Origin of the sequence: Solicola agrisoli (assembly GCF_049059935.1) — a bacterium.
GTDB lineage: Bacteria > Actinomycetota > Actinomycetes > Propionibacteriales > Nocardioidaceae > JAURVT01.
Map to the genome: position 1 here is coordinate 18,240 of NZ_JBMGQR010000038.1, position 19,328 is coordinate 37,567.

Annotated in this window: 20 protein-coding genes; 14 read left to right on the forward strand and 6 right to left on the reverse strand. The window is 72.8% G+C overall.

The genetic code is table 11. The features are described 5' to 3' along the window. The first annotated feature begins 49 nt into the window (after positions 1–49). Entirely contained in the window at positions 50–1,024 is a 975-nt protein-coding gene (locus tag ACI6PP_RS13945; protein ID WP_421112203.1) for a thiamine-phosphate kinase, read from the forward strand. Positions 1,025–1,187: 163 nt separating this feature from the next. Here ACI6PP_RS13945 and rpmB read toward each other — a convergent pair whose 3' ends face one another. Continuing rightward, entirely contained in the window at positions 1,188–1,379 is a 192-nt protein-coding gene (gene rpmB, locus ACI6PP_RS13950; RefSeq protein WP_421112204.1) for a 50S ribosomal protein L28, read from the reverse strand. Positions 1,380–1,503: 124 nt separating this feature from the next. Between rpmB and ACI6PP_RS13955 the strand changes: the two genes are divergently transcribed. From ACI6PP_RS13955 to ACI6PP_RS13995, 9 genes are all read left to right on the forward strand, one after another. After that, on the forward strand, positions 1,504–3,108 hold the full coding sequence (locus ACI6PP_RS13955; protein ID WP_421112205.1) for a DAK2 domain-containing protein: 1,605 nt from the start codon (positions 1,504–1,506) through the stop codon (positions 3,106–3,108). Further along, complete coding sequence (gene recG, locus ACI6PP_RS13960; protein WP_421112206.1) at positions 3,105–5,309, forward strand: ATP-dependent DNA helicase RecG; 2,205 nt, start codon at positions 3,105–3,107, stop codon at positions 5,307–5,309. Before ACI6PP_RS13955 ends, recG begins: the two co-directional genes overlap by 4 nt. Beyond that, positions 5,306–5,866, forward strand: coding sequence for a 16S rRNA (guanine(966)-N(2))-methyltransferase RsmD (gene rsmD / locus ACI6PP_RS13965; RefSeq protein WP_421112207.1), 561 nt, complete (start codon positions 5,306–5,308; stop codon positions 5,864–5,866). The genes recG and rsmD overlap by 4 nt, the downstream gene beginning before the upstream one ends. Next, positions 5,859–6,338: a pantetheine-phosphate adenylyltransferase gene (coaD, locus tag ACI6PP_RS13970; protein ID WP_421112208.1), complete on the forward strand. Its 480-nt coding sequence runs from the start codon at positions 5,859–5,861 to the stop codon at positions 6,336–6,338. The genes rsmD and coaD overlap by 8 nt, the downstream gene beginning before the upstream one ends. A gap of 150 nt (positions 6,339–6,488) precedes the next feature. Beyond that, entirely contained in the window at positions 6,489–7,073 is a 585-nt protein-coding gene (locus tag ACI6PP_RS13975; RefSeq protein WP_421112209.1) for a YceD family protein, read from the forward strand. Positions 7,074–7,076: 3 nt separating this feature from the next. Then, on the forward strand, positions 7,077–7,262 hold the full coding sequence (gene rpmF, locus ACI6PP_RS13980; RefSeq protein ID WP_421112210.1) for a 50S ribosomal protein L32: 186 nt from the start codon (positions 7,077–7,079) through the stop codon (positions 7,260–7,262). 8 nt (positions 7,263–7,270) lie between these two features. Next, positions 7,271–8,068 carry a ribonuclease III gene (gene rnc, locus ACI6PP_RS13985; RefSeq protein ID WP_421112211.1) on the forward strand — a complete coding sequence of 266 codons (798 nt, stop codon included), beginning with the start codon at positions 7,271–7,273 and terminating at the stop codon, positions 8,066–8,068. 3 nt (positions 8,069–8,071) lie between these two features. Continuing rightward, the gene (gene mutM, locus ACI6PP_RS13990; RefSeq protein WP_421112212.1) at positions 8,072–8,923 is read left to right on the forward strand and encodes a bifunctional DNA-formamidopyrimidine glycosylase/DNA-(apurinic or apyrimidinic site) lyase; all 852 of its coding nucleotides are present in this window, start codon (positions 8,072–8,074) and stop codon (positions 8,921–8,923) included. A 13-nt stretch (positions 8,924–8,936) separates the two neighbouring features. Beyond that, positions 8,937–10,205 (forward strand): deoxyguanosinetriphosphate triphosphohydrolase, encoded by a 1,269-nt coding sequence (locus tag ACI6PP_RS13995; protein ID WP_421112213.1) that lies wholly within the window; start codon positions 8,937–8,939, stop codon positions 10,203–10,205. A gap of 98 nt (positions 10,206–10,303) precedes the next feature. On the opposite strand, the gene ACI6PP_RS14000 is transcribed toward ACI6PP_RS13995, so the two are convergent. Continuing rightward, the gene (locus tag ACI6PP_RS14000) at positions 10,304–11,809 is read right to left on the reverse strand and encodes a DEAD/DEAH box helicase (RefSeq protein WP_421112214.1); all 1,506 of its coding nucleotides are present in this window, start codon (positions 11,807–11,809) and stop codon (positions 10,304–10,306) included. A gap of 181 nt (positions 11,810–11,990) precedes the next feature. On the opposite strand from ACI6PP_RS14000, the gene ACI6PP_RS14005 reads away from it, so the two are divergent. After that, positions 11,991–12,713: a ferritin-like fold-containing protein gene (locus ACI6PP_RS14005; RefSeq protein ID WP_421112215.1), complete on the forward strand. Its 723-nt coding sequence runs from the start codon at positions 11,991–11,993 to the stop codon at positions 12,711–12,713. On the opposite strand, the gene ACI6PP_RS14010 is transcribed toward ACI6PP_RS14005, so the two are convergent. From ACI6PP_RS14010 to ACI6PP_RS14025, 4 genes are all read right to left on the reverse strand, one after another. Next, positions 12,664–13,098 carry a hypothetical protein gene (locus ACI6PP_RS14010; protein ID WP_421112216.1) on the reverse strand — a complete coding sequence of 145 codons (435 nt, stop codon included), beginning with the start codon at positions 13,096–13,098 and terminating at the stop codon, positions 12,664–12,666. The two genes, ACI6PP_RS14005 and ACI6PP_RS14010, sit on opposite strands and share 50 nt — an antisense overlap. Before the next feature lie 150 nt (positions 13,099–13,248). Further along, on the reverse strand, positions 13,249–13,470 hold the full coding sequence (locus tag ACI6PP_RS14015; protein WP_421112217.1) for a DUF3107 domain-containing protein: 222 nt from the start codon (positions 13,468–13,470) through the stop codon (positions 13,249–13,251). Between the two features lie 134 nt (positions 13,471–13,604). Beyond that, positions 13,605–14,237, reverse strand: coding sequence for a TetR/AcrR family transcriptional regulator (locus tag ACI6PP_RS14020; protein WP_421112218.1), 633 nt, complete (start codon positions 14,235–14,237; stop codon positions 13,605–13,607). Between the two features lie 128 nt (positions 14,238–14,365). Then, a complete protein-coding gene (locus tag ACI6PP_RS14025) occupies positions 14,366–16,672 on the reverse strand; it encodes an immune inhibitor A domain-containing protein (protein ID WP_421112219.1) in 2,307 nt (768 codons plus the stop codon). A 241-nt stretch (positions 16,673–16,913) separates the two neighbouring features. Here ACI6PP_RS14025 and moeZ point away from each other — a divergent pair, with 241 nt between their 5' ends. The 3 genes from moeZ to ACI6PP_RS14040 all read left to right on the forward strand — a co-directional run. After that, the gene (gene moeZ, locus ACI6PP_RS14030; protein WP_421112220.1) at positions 16,914–18,116 is read left to right on the forward strand and encodes an adenylyltransferase/sulfurtransferase MoeZ; all 1,203 of its coding nucleotides are present in this window, start codon (positions 16,914–16,916) and stop codon (positions 18,114–18,116) included. 13 nt (positions 18,117–18,129) lie between these two features. Further along, positions 18,130–18,465: an MGMT family protein gene (locus tag ACI6PP_RS14035; protein ID WP_421112221.1), complete on the forward strand. Its 336-nt coding sequence runs from the start codon at positions 18,130–18,132 to the stop codon at positions 18,463–18,465. A gap of 439 nt (positions 18,466–18,904) precedes the next feature. Next, a partial coding sequence (locus ACI6PP_RS14040) for a UvrD-helicase domain-containing protein (RefSeq protein ID WP_421112222.1) occupies positions 18,905–19,328 on the forward strand: 424 nt, incomplete at its 3' end.

Below are 19,328 nucleotides of genomic sequence, written 5' to 3' on the forward strand. Positions count from 1 at the left end.
GCCGTGCGGCGGGGGACGGTGGCGGGCCCCGGGCTGGGAGGATGGGCAGATGGTGAACAGGCAGCCCGGCACGGGCGACCCGCAGGCAGGCAGCGTCGCCGAGACCGGCGAGTTCGGGCTCATCTCGAGGGTCACCGCGGCCCTCCCGGTGGGCGACGGCGTGCTGGTCGGACCCGGCGACGACGCCGCGATGGTGGCCGCTCCCGGGGGACGGGTGCTGGTGTCGACCGACCTCATGGTCGAGGACCGGCACTTCCGCCGCGACTGGTCCGAGGCCGCCGACGTCGGCCACAAGGCCGCCGCGGCGAACCTCGCGGACGTCGCCGCGATGGGCGGCGTGGCCACCGCCCTCGTCGTGGGGTTCGCCGCGCCCGGCGACCTCGACGCCGGGTGGGCGGCCGAGATGACCGCCGCGCTGGCCGAGGAGGCCGCCACGGTCGGCGCCAGCGTGGTGGGCGGCGACGTCACCGCCGCCGACAAGATCACCATCGCCGTCACGGTGCTCGGCCGCTGCGACGCTGACCCGGTGCTGCGCAGCGGCGCGCGTCCCGGCGACGTCGTCGCGCTGGCCGGCCGCATCGGGCACGCCGCGGCGGGCTACAACGTCCTGGCCCGCGGGTTCCGCTCGCCGCGCGCCGTGGTCGAGGCGCACCGTCGTCCGCGGCCCCCGTACGCGGCCGGCCCGGCGGCGGCCGCGGCCGGCGCGACGTCGATGATCGACGTGAGCGACGGCCTGCTCGCCGACCTCGGCCACGTGGCGCTCGCCAGCGGCGTCGCGATCGACGTCGACCCCGCGGCGTTCGTCGTCGACGAGCCGCTGCAGGCCGTGGGCGCCGCGCTCGGCCTCGACCCGCTCGGCTTCTGCCTCACCGGTGGGGACGACCACCCGCTCGTCGCCACCTTCCCGTCCGGCACCGCCCTGCCCGACGGCTTCACCGTGGTGGGCCGCGTCGCCGACGGCGCCGGCGTCACCGTCGCCGGCGAGGTCTGGGACGGTGACACCGGCCACCAGCACTACCGCTGAGCGGCCCACCACCCCCGCGTCGAGGTCCGAGCTCCCCAACGCATCAGTCGCTGATGCGTTGCACGGCTCGGACGTCGACGCACCGGGGACGGACGCGTGCGGGCACGCAGAAGAGCGGACCGTCCCGAGGGACGACCCGCTCTGCGGTGCGGCGAGGTGCCGGTCAGCCCTGGCGGGTGACCTTGCCGGCCTTGATGCACGAGGTGCACACGTTCATGCGCTTCGGCGTCGACCCGACGATGGCGTGCACGCGCTGGATGTTGGGGTCGAAACGACGCCGGGTGCGCTTGCGCGACCACGGCTTGTTGTTGCCGAAGCTGGGCTTCTTGGCGCAGACGTCGCAGACAGCAGCCACAGCGAAACACTCCCAGTGAAAAGATGATGCTCAAGAACAAGAACGAACGACTCAGACTATCCGATGGCGACGGGCCCAGGCCAATCGGCTCCCTCGTCGGTGCCGGTCGATAGTGTTCCGCACCATGACGGTGCCGATGACGACCGCGGCGTTCGGCCTGTGGGCGCGGGCGTGCGTGCAGGCGCTCGGCTCGGCCCGCGCCGAGATCGACGCGCTCAACGTCTTCCCCGTGCCCGACAGCGACACCGGCACCAACGTCTACCTCACCTTCGACGCCGCCGCGGCCGACGCCGCCCCCCTCGTCGCGGCGGGCGACGACCTCCAGGCGTGCGTCCGCGCGTTCGTCGACGGCGCGCTGCTGGCCGCCAAGGGCAACTCCGGCGTGATCATGGCGCAGCTGCTGCGTGCGATGTTCGGCTCGCTGCAGGGGCTCTCGCTCGACCTGTCGGCCGACGACGTCGCGCGCGCCCTGCGCACCGCGGCCGTCGCCTCGTACGAGGCCGTCGGCACGCCCGTCGAGGGCACGATCCTGTCGGTGGCGTCGGCCGCCGCCACCGGCGCCGAGGACGCCGCCCGCGACGGCGGCGACGCCGAGCGCGCGCTCGCGGCCGCCTGCGCCGCGGCGCGTGCGGCGCTCGTCCGCACCCCGCAGCAGATGCCGCGGCTGGCCGAGGCCGGGGTCGTCGACGCCGGCGGCCGCGCGCTCGTCGTCGTGCTCGACACCACCGAGCGGGTGCTCACCGGCCGGTGGGACCCCGACCGCGAGGGGTCGAGCCCGCCGCACATCCCCGTCCCGCTGCCGATGTCCGCGCTGCCCGACGGCCCCGGGTACGAGGTCACCTACCTGCTCGACGCCGACGACGACGCCGTGTCCGTCCTGCGCGAGACGCTGCACCCCCTCGGCGACTCGCTGGTCGTGGTGGGCGGCGACGGCATCTGGAACGTCCACGTGCACGTCGACGACGTGGGCGCCGCCATCGAGGCCGGCGTCGTCGCCGGCCGCCCGCACCGCATCGGCGTCACCCACCTGCACGAGCAGGTGCGCGCGCTCGCCGGCGGGGCGACGCCGACCCGCATGGTCCTGGCGGTCACCGCCGGCCCCGGCCTCACCACGCTGTTCACCGAGGCGGGAGCCACCACGCTGTCGGTCCAGGTCGGCGACGGCGTGCAGGCGCGTCAGGTGGTCGAGGCCGTCGCGGCCAGCACCGCCGACGAGGTGGTGCTGCTGCCCAACGGGTCCGACCACGTCGCCCCCTGCGAGGCGGCCGCCCACCAGCTGCGCGACGGCACCCGTCACGTCGCCGTCGTGCCCACGCGCACCCAGGTGCAGGGCCTCGCGGCGGTCGCCGTCCACGAGCCCGGACGCGACTTCTCCGACGACGTCATCGCCATGACGAGCGCCGCGGGCCACACCCAGCACGGCGCCGTCACCTTCGCCGACGCCCACGGCATCACGATGGCCGGGCCGTGCGCGCCGGGCGACGTGCTGGGCGTCGTCGACGCCGAGTTCTCGTTCGTCGGTCAGGACGTCGGCGAGGTCGCGTTCGAGGTCGTCCGCACCCTGATGTCGGGCAGCGCCGAGCTGGTCACGCTGGTGGCGGGCGAGGGCCTGCCCGACGCCGTCATCGAGCAGCTGCAGCGCCGCGTCGAGGCCACCTGGCCGTACGTCGACACCGTCACCTACGACGGCGGGCAGCGCCGGTACCCGCTCCTGCTGGCGGTCGAGTGACCAGCCGCGTGGGGCTGGGGTCGCGCCTCACCGACGTCGTGGGCGGCAAGGCCGAGAAGGTGTTGGCCAAGGCGCTCGAGATCACCTCGGTCGAGGGGCTGCTGCGCCACTACCCACGCCGCTACGTCGAGCATGGCGAGCTCACCGACCTCTCCGAGCTCGAGATCGGCGACGACGTCACGGTGATGGCGCGCGTCGAGTCGGTGCGCAAGTACCCGATGAAGCCGCGCGGACGCGGAGGGGCGCCCGGCTACAAGGACTGCCGGCACGAGGTCGTCGTCACCGACGGCTCCGGGCGGCTGGCGCTCGCGTTCTTCCGCCAGCCCTGGCTCGACCAGCGGATGCGCGTCGGTTCCATCGGCCTGTTCGCGGGCAAGGTCAGCGTCTTCAACGGCCGCCGCCAGCTCGCGCACCCCGAGCACAAGCTGTTCGGCGAGGCCACGGACTCCCAGGACGCCGAGGTGATGCTGGCGATGGAGGAGCTGCAGAAGCCGCTGCCCATCTACGCGGCCACCGCGGCCATCACCACCTGGACGATCCGCGACTGCATCGGGCTGGTGCTCGACGCTCTCGACGAGGACATCGACGACCCGCTGCCGCGCGAGGTGCGCGACCGGCACTCGCTGATGTCGCTGGTCGACGCGCTCCACGCGGTGCACCGCCCCGTCGACACCGCCGACCACGTCCGCGCGCGCGAGCGGCTCAAGGTCGACGAGGCGTTCCTGCTCCAGACGGTGCTCGCGCACCGACGCGCCGCCGCCACCGCCGTCGCGGCCACCACGCGGCCCCCGCGTCCCGACGGCGTCCGCGCCGCCTTCCTCGAGCGGCTGCCGTTCACGCTCACCGCCGGGCAGCAGGAGGTGCTGGCCGAGCTCGACGCCGACCTCGTGCGCCCGCACCCCATGCAGCGGCTGCTGCAGGGTGAGGTCGGCTCCGGCAAGACGATCGTCGCGCTGCTGGCGATGCTCCAGGTGGTCGACGCCGGCGGCCAGGCCGCGCTGCTCGCGCCCACCGAGGTGCTCGCCCAGCAGCACCACCGCTCGATGACCAGGATGCTCGGCGACCTCGCCGCGGGCGGCATGCTCGGCGGCGCGTCCGAGGCCACCCGGGTGCGCCTGCTCACCGGCTCGATGGGCACCCGGTCGCGCAGGGAGGCCATGCTCGACGCCGCGTCGGGCGAGGCGGGCATCGTCGTCGGCACCCACGCGCTGCTCGAGGACAAGGTGCAGTTCGCCGACCTCGGCCTGGTCGTGATCGACGAGCAGCACCGCTTCGGCGTCGAGCAGCGCGCCGCGCTCTCGGCCAAGGCCGCCACCGCACCGCACGTGCTGGTCATGACGGCCACCCCGATCCCGCGCACCGTCGCGATGACGGCGTTCGGCGACCTCGAGACGTCGGTGCTCAGCGAGCTGCCCGCCGGGCGTCAGCCCATCCAGAGCAGCGTCGTCCCCGCCGCCGAGCGCCCGGCCTGGTTGGCCCGGGCGTGGGAGCGGGTGCGCGAGGAGGTCGAGAAGGGCCGGCAGGCCTACGTCGTGTGCCCCCGCATCGGCGACGAGCCAGACCCCCAGCCGCCCGAGGACGGCGAGCGACCGATGCGCAGCGTCGTCGAGACCTACGACGAGCTCGTCGCCGGGCCGCTGGAGGGGCTGCGCGTGGCCGTCCTGCACGGACGCATGACCCCCGACGACAAGGACGCCACCATGACGGCCTTCGCCGCCCGCGAGATCGACGTGCTCGTCGCCACCACCGTCGTCGAGGTGGGCGTCGACGTCCCCAACGCCACCGCGATGGTCGTCATGGACGCCGACCGCTTCGGCGTCTCGCAGCTGCACCAGCTGCGCGGCCGGGTGGGCCGGGGGAGCGAGCCGGGCCTGTGCCTGCTCGTCACCGACACCGACGCGGCCTCGCCCGCCCGCGTCCGGCTCGACGCCGTCGCCTCCACCACCGACGGGTTCGCCCTCGCCCGGCTCGACGTCGAGCTGCGGCGCGAGGGCGACGTCCTCGGCGCCCAGCAGTCCGGCGTCCGCTCCAGCCTCAAGCTGCTGTCGGTCATCCACGACGAGGACGTGATCGCCGAGGCCCGCGACGACGCCCGCGCCGTCGTCGCGTCCGACCCCACCCTGGCCGACCACCCCGCGCTGCTCCTGGCGGTCCTCGACCTCGAGGCCACCACCCGCGCGGAGTACCTGGAGAAGTCGTGACCCGCATCATCGCCGGCACCGCGCGGGGACGACGCCTGCGCACGCCCCCGGGCAGCCGCACGCGTCCCACCACCGACCGGGTGCGCGAGTCGCTGTTCGCCAGCCTGGTCTCGGAGATGGGCGGCCTGGACGGCCTGCGCGTCCTCGACCTCTACGCCGGCTCGGGAGCCGTCGGGCTCGAGGCGCTCTCGCGGGGCGCGCTCGAGGCCGTCATGGTCGAGGTCGACGCGCGCACCTGCGACGTCGTCCGCGAGAACGTGCGGCTGCTCGGCCTGCCGGGCTCGCGGGTGGTCCGGTCCAAGGTGCGCACCCACCTCGAGGGCCGGCCCGAGCACCCGTTCGACGTGGTCTTCCTCGACCCGCCCTACGACGTGTCCGCCGACGACGTCGCCGACGACCTCGCCGCCCTCGCCCTGCCGGGCTGGCTCGACCCCGACGCGGTGGTGGTCGTGGAGCGCTCGGCCCGCGGCGGCCACACCTGGCCCGCGGGCCTGGAGGCCCTGCGCGACCGCACCTACGGGGAGACGACGCTTTGGTACGGTCAGCCGCATGCGTAGAGCGGTCTGCCCCGGGTCGTTCGACCCCGTGACCAACGGCCACGTCGACATCATCGAGCGGGCCGCGAAGCTCTTCGACGAGGTCGTGGTCGCGGTCGGCGCCAACGCGTCCAAGAAGGGCATGTTCACCGCCGACGAGCGGATGGACCTGATCCGCACCGCGGTCGCCCACCTGCCCAACGTCGTCGTCGACTCCTTCGGCGGGCTGCTCGTCGACTTCTGCGAGGAGCACGACTCGCAGGTCGTGGTGAAGGGCCTGCGCGCGGTCTCCGACTTCGACTACGAGCTGCAGATGGCCCAGATGAACGGCTCGCTCACCACCGTCGACACGGTCTTCGTGCCCACCAGCCCCGAGTGGTCCTACCTGGCCTCGAGCCTGGTCAAGGAGGTCGCGCGGGGCGGACGCGACGTCAGCGCACTCGTCCCGGCGCACGTCGTCGTCGCGCTGAAGGAGCGACTGGCCCAGGATTAGGCGCCCGGTCCCAGGTTGGATAGACTCTCCGTTGGCCTGCTTGCGGGCCATGACCTGTTTGTGCCTGCTCGACGGTGGTGCCCCGCGCACCCACGTCGGACACGACGTTGGATGTGACCAGTGCCTACGCTCGACCCCAGGGCGCCCCTCGTGCTCGACACGCGGGAGCTCGGACGGCGACCCGGCACGCAGAAGACGGTCACCACCACCGAGGAGGCACCGGCAGATCTGGGCATCGACGTCATCGGCGTGCCCGAGAGCAGCGGCATCGACCTGGAGCTCCGGCTCGAGTCGGTGATGGAGGGGGTCCTGGTGACCGGCTCCGCCGCGGTACAGCTCGAGGGTCAGTGCGTGCGGTGCCTGGAGGACCTCCACGAAGACCTCGAGGTGGACCTCCAGGAGCTGTACGTCTACGACGACGCAGATGTCCCGGCGGACGAGGACGACGAAGGTGTCCGCCGGCTCGAGGGAGACCTGCTCGACCTCGAGCCCGTCCTGCGGGACGCGGTGGTGCTCACGCTGCCGCAGAACCCGCTGTGTCGCCCGGACTGCCCCGGGCTGTGCGCCGAGTGCGGCGCGCGGCTCGCGGACGACCCGGATCACACTCACGGCGAGGCGCTCGACCCCAGGTGGGCGGCGCTGGACCGGTTGAAGCAGGATCAGACAGACGACGGGCAGCTCGCCCGGACCGTGAAGACACCGGGCGACCAGCCCGGTGACGACCAGGAGGACTGAGACGTGGCCGTTCCGAAGCGGAAGATGTCGCGCAGCAACACGCGCCACCGCCGTTCGCAGTGGAAGACCACGGCGGTCAGCCTGGTCGACTGCACCAACCCCGCGTGCAACGCCAAGCACCTGCCGCACCGCGCGTGCGCCGAGTGCGGGCAGTACGGCGCCCGGAACGACCGCCGCCAGGTGCTCTGACGCGTCCGGTGGGCGCCGACACCGGGCCCGCCGACGCTTCGTCGACGGGTGCTGAGGCCGCGGACGAGCTCGCGGAGGCCCTGGGGGTCCCCGATCTCGACCGCGGCCTGCTCAGCCATGCGCTGACGCACCGGTCGTTCGCGTACGAGAACGGCAACCTCCCCAACAACGAGCGCCTGGAGTTCCTGGGCGACGCGGTGCTGGGGCTCGTCGTCACCGACACGCTGTTCAACGGTCACCCCGACCTGCCCGAGGGCCGTCTGGCCAAGCTGCGCGCCGCGGTCGTCAACGCGCGCGCCCTCGCCGACGTCGCCCGCACCCTCGGCATCGGGCCGCACCTGCGGCTCGGCCGGGGCGAGGAGGCCACGGGGGGACGCGACAAGTCCTCGATCCTGTCCGACACGGTCGAGGCGCTGCTGGGCGCGGTGTACCTGCAGTTCGGCTTCGACGGCGCCTCGCGCGTCGTCCACCAGATGTTCGACCCCGTGATCGCCAACGCGGCGGGGCTCGGCGCTGGCCTGGACTGGAAGACCAGCCTCCAGGAGCTGTCGGCCGACCACTCGCTCGGCGTGCCGGAGTACCGGCTGTCCGAGAGCGGGCCCGACCACCAGAAGACCTTCGTCGCCAAGGTGCGCGTCGGCGGCCAGACCTATGGCGACGGCGTCGGCCGCTCCAAGAAGGAGGCCGAGCAGCAGGTCGCCGAGACGGCCTGGCGCGCGATCTCCTCGGCGATCAACGACGTCACCCCCGAGACGATCGGTGCCGACGCCGCCGGCATCGAGCCCCCGCCCCTCGAGCCCGCCTAGCCGGTGCCCGAGCTCCCCGAGGTCGAGGTCGTCCGCCGCGGCCTCGCCGACCACGTCGTCGGCCGCACCATCACCGCGGTGAGCGTGCTGCACCCGCGCCCCGTCCGGCGCCACCTGCCCGGCCCGCTCGACTTCGCCGACCGGCTCACCGGCCGTCGCGTCGCCTCGGTCGACCGACGCGGCAAGTACCTGTGGCTGGCGCTCGACGACGGCGCCGCGATCCTGGTCCACCTCGGCATGAGCGGCCAGATGCTCGTGCAGACGCCCGGGGCCGAGGCCGAGCGGCACCTGCGGGTCGTGATGGAGCTCGACGACGGGCAGCAGCTGCGCTTCGTCGACCAGCGGATGTTCGGCGGGCTGACGATCAGCGAGGACGGCGCCACGCTGCCGCCCGAGATCGCGCACATCGCCCGCGACGCCCTCGACCCGCGGTTCGACGACGTCGTGTTCATGCAGCGTCTCCACCGTCGCAAGACCGGTCTCAAGCGGGCGCTGCTCGACCAGGGCCTGGTGTCCGGCATCGGCAACATCTACGCCGACGAGGGGCTGTGGCGCGCGCGCCTGCACTTCGCCCGCCCCACCGAGACGCTCACGCGTCCAGAGGTCGCCCGCGTGCTCGACGGCGTCCGCACGGTGATGGAGTCCGCGCTCGAGCAGGGCGGCACGTCGTTCGACGCGCTCTACGTCAACGTCAACGGCCAGAGCGGGTACTTCGACCGCTCGCTCGCCGTCTACGGCCAGGAGGGGCGCCCGTGCCCGCGCTGCGGCACGCCGGTGCGGCGGGACGCCTTCATGAACCGCTCGTCGTTCACGTGCCCGACCTGCCAGCCGCGGCCGCGTCGTGGCCGCTGGTGAATAGGGTGCTGGCGTGAGCGACACCGACGGCCCCTACGGCGAGGAGGCACGCGAGCGCCTGGTGCCCGAGCCGGCCAAGCGCACCGACCGCACGTCGTTCGAGCGCGACCGAGCCCGCGTGCTCCACGGCGCCGCACTGCGCCGCCTGTCGGCCAAGACGCAGGTGCTGGGGCCCGCCACGGACTTCGTCCGCAACCGGCTGACGCACTCGCTCGAGGTGGCGCAGGTGGCCCGCGAGCTCGGCAAGTCGCTCGGCTGCGACCCCGACGTCGTCGACTCCGCCGCGCTGGCGCACGACCTCGGCCACCCGCCGTTCGGCCACAACGGCGAGCGCGCGCTGCACCAGGCCGCGGTGGCGTGCGGCGGGTTCGAGGGCAACGCCCAGACGCTGCGGATCCTCACCCGCCTGGAGTCCAAGACCTTCGACGCGGGCGGCGCCAGCGTCGGCCTCAACCTCACCCGCGCGACCCTCGACGCCTGCGTCAAGTACCCGTGGGGCCTCGACGACGCCCCCGACCCGCTCGGCCGTCACGGCGACGGGACGCGCCGTGCCGTCCGCAAGTTCGGCGTCTACGAGGACGACCGCCGCGTCTTCGACTGGTGCCGCGCCGGCACGCCGGGCGTGCGGCAGGCCGTCGAGGCGCAGGTGATGGACCTGGCCGACGACGTCGCCTACTCCGTGCACGACGTCGAGGACGCCGTCGTCGGGGGATGGGTGGGCCTGGACCAGGTGCGCGCCGAGGCCGCGGACGTCTGGGTGGTGGCGCGCGACTGGTACGCGCCCGACTCCACCGACGCCGGCCTGGACGAGGCGCTGGGCCGCCTGACCGCGATGCCCGAGTGGCCCACCGGCCCGTTCGACGGCGGACGCCACGCGCGTGGGGCGCTCAAGGGCCTGACCAGCGCGCTGGTGGGGCGGTTCGTGTCGTCGGTGCTCGCCGCCACGCGCGAGCGTCACGGCACCGGACGGCTGGTGCGGCACCACGCCGACGTGGTCGTGCCGGACGGCACCCGCGACGAGATCGTCGTGCTCAAGGCCGTCGCGGCGCACTTCGTCATGCGCACCGACGAACGCGTCGCGGTGCTGCGCGACCAGCGCGAGCTGGTCACGGCGCTCGTCGAGCGTCTGTCGGCCGACCCCGAGGGGCACCTCGAGCCCGAGCTGGCCGAGGACCACGCCGCGGCCACCGACGACGCCGCGCGCCTGCGCGTCGTCGTCGACCAGGTCGCGTCCCTCACCGACGTGTCGGCCCGCACCTGGGGCGAGAGGCTCCTCGACTGACGCCCGCGTCCGCGATCTGAAGCCTCGTGGTGGTCAAACGGCCCGTTCGACCACCCGAAGGCTTCAGATCGCGGACGGGGGCGTCGTCCTGGCCTGCGTCAGGCGGTGGCGGTGTCGCCGGAGCCGGACTCGCTGCCACCGCTGCGACGGCGGCGGCGACGACGGGGACGCGAGGCGTCGCCGTCGGCCTGGGCGCCGTCGGCCACGGCCACCGACGCGTCGCCCGCGGGCTGCTCGGCGCCGTCGACGGCCTCGCCGCTGCGGCGACGGGTGCGCTGGCGGTCGCGGCTGCGGGCCGGACGCTCGGCGCGCCCACCGTCACGGCCGCCGTCACGCCCACGCCCGCCGCCGGCGGGCTTCTGGCGCGGCTCCTGCGGGGGAGCGGGCACCAGGCGACCGGTGACGTCCCGGGAGATGCCGAGGTCGTGGTAGAGGTGGTCGGACGTGGAGTACGTCTCCTGCGGCTCGTCGAACGGCAGGCCGAGCGAAGCGTTGATCGTCTTCCAGCGCACCACGTCGGCCCAGTCGACGAACGTGATCGCGATGCCGGTGGCGCCGGCGCGGCCGGTGCGGCCGATCCGGTGGACGTAGGTCTTGTCGTCCTCGGGGCACGTGTAGTTGATGACGTGCGTGATGTCCTGGACGTCGATGCCGCGGGCGGCGACGTCGGTGGCGACCAGGATCAGCACCTTGCCCTCGCGGAAGCGCGTCATGGCCTTCTCGCGGGCCACCTGCGCCATGTCGCCGTGCAGCGGGGACGCGGGGAAGCCGCGCTCCTGCAGGTCGTCGGCGACGCGCTGCGCCGAGCGCTTGGTGCGGGTGAAGATGATGACGCGGCCGCGGTCCTCGGACTGCAGGATGCGGGCGACGACCTCGGGCTTGTCGAGGTCGTGGGCCTGGTAGACGAACTGCGCCGTCGTGGGCACCATCTGGTTGTCCTCGCCGGACTCGGCGCGGATGTTCATCGGGTGGCGCATGTGCTTGCGCGCCAGCGTGACGATGGCGCTCGGCATCGTGGCCGAGAACAGCATCGTCTGGCGGGTCTCGGGCGTCTTGGCGAGCAGGCGCTCCACGTCGGGCAGGAAGCCGAGGTCGAGCATCTCGTCGGCCTCGTCGAGGACGAGCGACTTGACGTGCGACAGGTCGAGCGCGCCGCGGTTGGCGAGGTCGAGCAGGCGGCCAGGCGTGCCGACGACGATGTCGACGCCCTTGGCCAGCGCGTCGAGCTGCGGCTCGTACGGCACGCCGCCGTAGATGTTGATCGTCGTGGTGCCGCGGTTGGCCGAGGCGGTGACGATGTCGCCGTGCACCTGGAGCGCGAGCTCACGGGTGGGGGCGATCACCAGGGCCTGGGGCTTGCCCGGGGCGGCGAGGTCGGCGTAGTCCGCGTCGTGCGGCGCGACGGTGCGCTGCACGACGGGGATGCCGAACGCGAGCGTCTTGCCGGTGCCGGTGCGCGCCTGGCCGATCAGGTCGGTGCCCATCAGGGCGACCGAGAGGGTCATCTCCTGGATGGGGAAGGGGGACGTGATGCCCTTGGCTGCGAGCGCGTCGGCGATCTCGGGCAGGACGCCGAGGTCAGTGAAGGTGGTCAGGGTCTTCATCAATTCAGTCGAGCGGCGCGCTGCGCGTCGGCCGACGTCGCTGCGCGGTCCGGCGCTCGGGACGGCCCTGGGACGCTCGACAGCTGAGGGTTCACCACCCACGCGGACGTCACAGCCGCGTCCTGGCGCCAGGACGGGTCGCTACCAGTGTATCCGCCGGGCGCGGCGATAGTGTTCGACCATGCCCGCCGAGCCTGTCGACGCCACGACCACGACCCACTCCGCCAGCATCGCCGCCTTCGACGACCCCATGTACCGGGTCGGCGTCGTCGAGCTGCTGGGCGTGCTCGCCTACGGCGAGCTGACCGCGTTCGAGCGGCTGGCCGAGGACTCCAAGCTGGCACCGGGCATGCGCGACAAGGCGGCCATCTCGGCGATGGCCAGCGCCGAGTTCGGCCACTTCCAGGCGCTGCACGACGGCCTGCTGGCCCTCGGCGAGGACCCGTTCGAGGCGATGGAGCCGTTCCGCGAGACCTACGAGCGGTTCCACGCCAAGACCGCCCCGCGCGACTGGCTCGAGGGCCTGGTCAAGGCGTACGTCGGCGACGGGCTCGCCGCCGACTTCTACCGCGAGATCGCCGCGTTCCTCGACCAGGGCACCCGCACGTTGATCCTGGAGACGCTCGGCGCGACCGGGCACTCGGAGTTCGTCGTCGAGCGGGTGCGGGCCGCGATCGAGGAGGACCCTCGCGTGGGCGGGCGACTGGCCCTGTGGGGCCGCCGCCTGGTCGGCGAGGCGCTCAGCCAGGCGCAGGGCATCGCCGCCGAGCACGACGGCCTCACCACGGTGCTCGTCGGCGGCGCCGACCGCCCGGGCATGGACCTCGCGGGCATCGGACGGATGTTCGCGCGCCTCACCGAGAACCACGCCGGCCGGATGGCCAGGCTCGGCCTCGCGTCCTGACCCGCGCGGCCGACCGCAGCACGAGGACGGTCGCGACGATGCACCCCAGCACGGTGATCGCGATCAGTCCGACCACCTCGACCGAGCCGACGCCGTACGGCGCGATGCCGACCAGGAGCACGTAGGCCGCGCCGACCACCGCCACGTTGACGGCGACGACCGTCGCGGCCGTGGCCGCGGAGGCGATCGGATCGATGCGAGGTGTTCGCGACGTGGCCCGGACGATCACGGTGCTGACCGCCACGCAGGCGGCGACGGTGAGCACTCGGAGCGCGACCATCTCGACGCCGGCGAGCCCGCCGAGCGCGAAGACGACCAGCTCGAGCGCCCACCCGAGGGCGAGCACGGCGACGTTGGCCAGGACGAGCTGCGGCACGCGGTTCATCGGGCTCCCTCTGCCGGCCCGGCGGCCACGGCTCCGTGGCGCCCAGGCTAGGGGCGGCAGCGGCGCGCCGTCAGGCGGTCGGGCGAACGACGACGTCCGCCGGCCCCGGGTGCGGGACCGACGGACGTCGGGGTGGTGCTGGGCTCTGCGTCAGCCGCCGAAGCCGACGGTGCGACCGTTGTCGGCGCCGAACTCCAGGTAGGCGATCTTCTCGGCGGGCACGACGACCGAGCCGCCCTTCTTGTCCTTGATCACCAGCAGTCCCTCGTCGGCGATCGCGGCACGCAGGGCCTCGACGATCGCGTCGCGGTCCAGCTCGGCGTCGACGGTCATCTCACGGGCGGCGTTCTGCACGCCGATGCGCACGTCCACGGGGTTCCTCTCGGGTCTGCGTCGCCTCCGCGGGTCCACGGGGCGTCCAGGTCAGGCTCTGCTCACCGTATCGGGTGTGCAGCCGCCCGCCCACGGCAGAGGCGGCTCGTCCGCTGCGGGCGAAACGTGCGGCCTCAGGCCGGGTCGTCGGTGCGGGGGAACCCGCGGATGCCGCGCCACGACAGCCCGCTGACGAGCGCGACGGCGTCGTCCTTGCTGAGCGCGGAGCCGTTGTCGAGCCACGAGCGGGCCGCGACCTGCCCCATGCCCACCAGGCTGGTGGCGAGCAGCTCGGAGGCGACGGGCGGCAGGCCGGTGTCCTCGCCGATGACCTCGGCCACGGCGGCGGCCGTCTCGGACGTGACGCGGTCGACGCGGCTGCGCACGGCGGGCTCGTTCAGCACGTCGGACTCGAAGACAAGCCGGAACGCGGCCTGCTGGTCGTCGACGTAGCTGAAGAAGACGTCCATCGTGGCCTGCACGCGCTGCTTGTTGTCGTCGGTCGACGCGAGCGCGACGCGCACGGCCTCGATCACCTGGTCGCAGGAGGTGTCGAGCAGCGCGAGGTACAGCTCGAGCTTGCCGGGGAAGTGCTGGTAGAGGACGGGCTTGGAGACGCCGGCGCGCTCGGCGATGTCGTCCATCGCCGCGGCGTGGTAGCCGTTGGCGACGAACACCTCGAGCGCGGCGTCGAACAGCTGCGCGCGTCGGGCGCTGCGCGGGAGTCGGCCGCCTCGGGGGCGCTCCTGGATGGGGGTGTCACTCACCGCAGCATCCTAACGACCGGCCGGTCCACCGGGACGCAGCCCGGCCGAACGGTGGGAAATCGGACGGGAACGGCGCCACGCCGCCCCCGTGCCGTGGTGGCACGGGGGCGACGTCGTCGACGGGTGCGTCACTTCTTGGCGAACGCGATCTGCAGCTGCAGGCGGTCGCCGCCCTCGAGCGAGCGGAGCACGCTGATGCGCGTGCCCGAGCCCGCGACCTTCGTCGAGCCCGACGGGTTGTCCGCGCGCCAGTAGCGGGCGGGGTCGGAGTCGTTGAAGGTGGCGACGCCCGGACGCTCGCCGACCAGGCGGGGTGTGCCGTTGTGGTGCAGCACGACCTCGTCGGTGGCCTCGAGCCCGAAGGTGGCGTCGAAGGACTGCGCCCGCTGGTTGAAGCGGAAGCCGTCGCTGGCCTTCAGGGGCGCGGGTCGTGCGTCCACCGGCAGGACCTGCCCGCCACCGGGGTGGGTGGAGGTGTTGTTGTCCTCGAACTCGCCGTTGGCGTACGTGACCAGCAGGCCGTTCTGGTACGGGTACCGCTCCACCCAGTCCGGCCTGGTGTCGCCGTAGCCGAAGTTGTACGGCCCCGTCCGCAGCGTGGCGTCGTAGCCGTCGTAGGTGCGGTTCTCGGCGAGGTAGTACTGCGGCACGGTGCGCGAGTAGGTGCCGTCGATGACCGAGAAGCCGTCGAACGTCCAGGCGCCGGTGTCGCCCTCGGCGCCGTCGGACAGCACCGGGGCGCCGTCGGCGGTCACGACGACGTCGTCCACGAACACGCCGTTCTCGGCGACCGCGGTGTCGGTCTGGTACCGGAAGCGGACCTGGACGGGCGCGCCGGCGAACGGGGTGAGGTCCCACGTCGTGGTCGCCCACGGGGCGGTGCCGCTCAGGCCGTCGTCGAGCTTGGTCCAGGTCTTGCCGTCCGTCGACGCCTCGGTCCAGAGGTAGTCGTAGTCCTTCTCGGTGGCGAGCTGGAGCGCGGCCGACAGGCTCGCGGTCGTCGTGCCGGTGAGGTCGACGGTGGTGCTCATGGTGTTGTCCAGGCCGTTGCCCTTGCCGCTCCAGAACTCCTTGGTGCCGGTGCGGGGGGTGTTCAGGCTCTCGCTCAGCTTCTTGTCCGGCAGGTTCACCGCGACGGCCTGCGTCTTGGTCGTGGGGCTGGCCTGGGACGCCGGGTCGAGCGTGATCTTGGTGTTCTTGCCGTAGTCGACCGTGGTGTGGTCGAGCCAGCCGAGCTGCAGCTTCTCCCACGCCCCCATGTAGCCGGGCTTGGTGCCGATGTCGGTCTTGCCGGTGTTGAGCCACGAGCCCGAGCTCATCAGCGTCCAGAAGCCGGTGCCGTTGTCGCCGCCCGCGGTGTCGTACAGGTCGGGCAGGCCGAGGTCGTGGCCGAACTCGTGCGCGAACACGCCGAGGCCGCCGTTCTCGGGCTCGGTGGTGTAGTCGCCGACCCAGATGCCGGTGTCGCCGATCTGCGCGCCTCCGGCGAGGTTCTGCGACGGGCCGGTCTTGCCCTGGTCGGTCGCGAATGCGTACCAGCGGTGCGACCAGATCGCGTCCTCGCCCTGGGCCCCGCCGCCGGCCTCCTCGCCCTCGCCGGCGTGGATGGCCTGGAAGTGGTCGATGTAGCCGTCCGGCTCGTCGAACACGCCGTCATTGTCGTGGTCGTAGCGGTCGTAGACGTCGAACTGCGCCAGGTAGCCCTTGATCTGCGCGGCGGTCTTGCCCTGCGCCTTCTGGTCGGCGTACCAGGCCGTCAGGGAGTCCTTGACGTAGTTCCAGTAGCCCTCGGACTCGCCGGCGGGGTTCTCGTTGGAGCCGTAACGGGCCTCGTTGTAGGGGACCTTGACCCAGTTGCTGACGTCGCCCTGCACGCGGAAGCGGCCGTTGGACTGCTGGGAGTAGAAGTGCTTGAAGCTGTTCGTGTCGGCGAACATCATCTCCAGGTAGTGGGCCCGGTCGAAGTCCTTGGTCCAGTAGGTGGAGTTGTCGTCGGTGGCGCTGCCGTCGTAGTTCCGGTCGGGCTTCTTGATCTGGTTGTGCACCGGACCGGCGCCGGTGCCGAGGCCGGACTTGGTCTTGTCGCCGAACTCGGTGAGCACGGTGAACACGTCGGCGGTGCGCTCGGCGTCGTACGCGACGTACTCGCCGTCGGCGATCTTCACCGACTTCGAGCCGCCGCGCTCGACCGGCTTCGCCTCGCCCGACAGGACCTTGGCGACGGCCTCCTGCCGCTGCTCGCGCTGCTTGTTGCCGAGCGGGTGCGCGAAGTCGTCCTCGCGGTTCTTGTCCTTGATGCCGGACTGCCGGGCCTTGTCGGCGGTCCCGTCGTCGGACTGGACGCCGAGGGCGGTGGTGCCGCCCGCCAGGACGGCCAGGGCCAGGGTGGCGGCTGCGGTGCCCCGGGTGAGGGTGCGCCAGCTGCGGTGGGTCATGCAGGTCTCCCTTGATGAGTGAGAGCGCGTCCCGGACCACAGGGCGCGACCGCAGGACGGTTCCCCCCTGCAACCAGGCTCAAACCTGCAGACCCCGACTCGTCCGCGTCACGATCTGGACACGGTCGGTCGTGCACCCGGGGACCCGGCAGGATGGTGGTCCGCGGGAACACCCCGCAGGGGTCTCGTGTTCTACGAGGCAACCGCCGCCCCCGCGAGGTGCGGCGCACCACGCACGACGATGCAGCTCACACACGAAGGAGACGCCGTGGCACTGGCACCGCTGGTCGAGCCCGCCGAGGAGCTGACCCAGGACGAGGTCCGCCGCTACAGCCGGCACCTGATCATCCCCGACGTCGGCATGGCCGGCCAGAAGCGCCTGAAGAACGCCAAGGTGCTCGTCATCGGCGCGGGCGGCCTGGGCAGCCCGGCGCTGCTGTACCTGGCCGCCGCGGGCGTCGGCACGCTCGGCGTCGTCGAGTTCGACGAGGTCGACGAGTCGAACCTGCAGCGCCAGATCATCCACGGGCAGTCCGACATCGGGAAGTCCAAGGCCGTGTCGGCCAAGGAGTCGATCGCCGAGACGAACCCGCTGGTCGAGGTGATCGTGCACGAGGAGCGCCTCGAGAACGACAACGTCCTCGGCATCTTCGAGCAGTACGACCTCATCGTCGACGGCACCGACAACTTCGCCACGCGGTACCTGGTCAACGACGCCGCCGTCATCCTCGGCAAGCCGTACGTCTGGGGCTCGATCTTCCGGTTCGAGGGCCAGGTGTCGGTGTTCTGGGCCCAGGAGGGTCCGCAGTACCGCGACCTCTACCCCGAGCCCCCGCCGCCGGGCATGGTCCCCTCGTGCGCCGAGGGCGGCGTGCTGGGCGTCCTGTGCGCGTCGATCGGCTCGATCATGGTCACCGAGGCGATCAAGCTGATCACGGGCATCGGCGACCCCCTCATCGGCCGCCTGATGGTCTACGACGCGCTGGAGATGCGCTACACGACCCTCAAGATCGGTCGCGACCCCCAGGGCGAGCCGATCACGAAGCTGATGGACGACTACGAGGCGTTCTGCGGTGCGATCAGCGACGAGGCCGCCGAGGCCGCCGCCGACTCGACCATCTCGGTCACCCAGCTGGACTCGATGCTCAAGGAGCGCGAGGAGGGCACCCGCGACTTCGTCCTCGTCGACGTCCGCGAGCAGAACGAGTACGAGATCAACAAGATCCCGGGCTCGGTGCTCATCCCCAAGGGCGAGTTCCTCAACGGCAACGCGTTCGACCAGCTGCCGCAGGACAAGCAGGTCGTCCTGCACTGCAAGTCGGGCGCGCGCTCGGCCGAGGCGCTGGCCGTCCTCAAGGGCGCCGGCTACTCCGACGCCGTGCACGTCGGCGGCGGCGTGGTGGCCTGGGTCAACCAGGTCGACCCCTCGCAGCCGTCGTACTGACGCAGCCGAGCACATGAGCGACGACGAGCCCGGGCCCGGTGGGTCCGGGCTCGTCGGCTTCTCCGACGACGTCCTCGACCTCGCCGAGTCCGTGCCCCCGGGCCACGTGGTCACCTACGGCGGCATCGCGGCGATCCTCGGCCGCGGGGGAGCCCGCCACGTCGGGCGCGTGATGGCCCTTGAGGGCGCCGCGGTCTGCTGGTGGCGCGTCGTCCGCGCCGACGGCACCCTGCCCCCGCACCTGGCCTCCCGCGCCCGCGAGCACTACCTCGCCGAGGGCACCCCGCTGCGGGGCCGGCTCGACGGCCCGCTGCGGGTGGACGTGGCTGCGGCCCGGTGGGCGCCCTGACGGTGTCGGTCACGGACGACTGGTGCGGGTTCCGACGGGGTTGCTGGAAGAGCGGCAACGAGGACGGTGGTCGTGCCGCCTCGCAGGCCGAGACGACCAGCCGAAGACAGCACACCCGACCGCCGGCCCCCATCGCCGCCGTCCTCGCTGCGCTCTTCCAGCACCACAGGAAACAGCCAGCCGGGCCCCGGCAGGGGTCGAACCCACACGAACTGCCCATCCACCCGTAACCCCACGCACACCCGCGCGTTGATGACGTCGGGACGCCGTCGCACCGGTCGAGAAGTCGACCCGCGTGCTGCGGTCGCCTCTTGCAATGGTGCTACGGCGCTTCTCGGGGGGAGCGGCCTCGGAGTCGGGGAGACCTGACGACGAGGCCGCTCCCGCACCCACCTGCGGCGCGCGGGCTTCTGTCGGTGGTGGCTGGTGCGATGTCCGCATGCCCCCCACGTACGTCCTGACCCGTCCTGCTGCCACCCCGCAGGCGGCACCGGTGCTCGACGCGAGCCAGCAGGCCGTCGTCGACCACCCGGGCGGCCCGCTGCTGGTGCTCGCCGGCCCCGGCACCGGCAAGACCACGACGCTGGTCGAGACGGTCGCCGCGCGGGTGGAGCAGCGGGACGTCGACCCCCGGCGGGTCCTGGTGCTGACCTTCAGCCGCAAGGCGGCCGAGGAGCTGCGGTCGCGACTGGGCGCCCGGTTGCGCGGGTCGGGCTCGCTGCCGGTGGCCACCACGTTCCACTCGTTCTGCTACGGCGTCGTCCGCGAGCACCAGGACCCCGCCGACTTCGCCGACCCGATGACCCTGCTCTCGGCACCCGAGCAGGACGCCCGGATCGTCGAGCTCATGGGCGGCGCGGAGT

Bases quoted from the DNA above. Each gene is read 5' to 3' on its own strand.
- ACI6PP_RS14035 (WP_421112221.1), top strand. From the start codon at position 18,130: ATGAGCGACGACGAGCCCGGGCCCGGTGGGTCCGGGCTCGTCGGCTTC.
- moeZ (WP_421112220.1), top strand. From the start codon at position 16,914: ATGCAGCTCACACACGAAGGAGACGCCGTGGCACTGGCACCGCTGGTC.
- ACI6PP_RS13945 (WP_421112203.1), top strand. From the start codon at position 50: ATGGTGAACAGGCAGCCCGGCACGGGCGACCCGCAGGCAGGCAGCGTC.
- ACI6PP_RS14010 (WP_421112216.1), bottom strand. From the start codon at position 13,098: ATGAACCGCGTGCCGCAGCTCGTCCTGGCCAACGTCGCCGTGCTCGCC.
- coaD (WP_421112208.1), top strand. From the start codon at position 5,859: ATGCGTAGAGCGGTCTGCCCCGGGTCGTTCGACCCCGTGACCAACGGC.
- ACI6PP_RS14025 (WP_421112219.1), bottom strand. From the start codon at position 16,672: ATGACCCACCGCAGCTGGCGCACCCTCACCCGGGGCACCGCAGCCGCC.
- ACI6PP_RS14000 (WP_421112214.1), bottom strand. From the start codon at position 11,809: ATGAAGACCCTGACCACCTTCACTGACCTCGGCGTCCTGCCCGAGATC.
- ACI6PP_RS14005 (WP_421112215.1), top strand. From the start codon at position 11,991: ATGCCCGCCGAGCCTGTCGACGCCACGACCACGACCCACTCCGCCAGC.
- ACI6PP_RS13955 (WP_421112205.1), top strand. From the start codon at position 1,504: ATGACGGTGCCGATGACGACCGCGGCGTTCGGCCTGTGGGCGCGGGCG.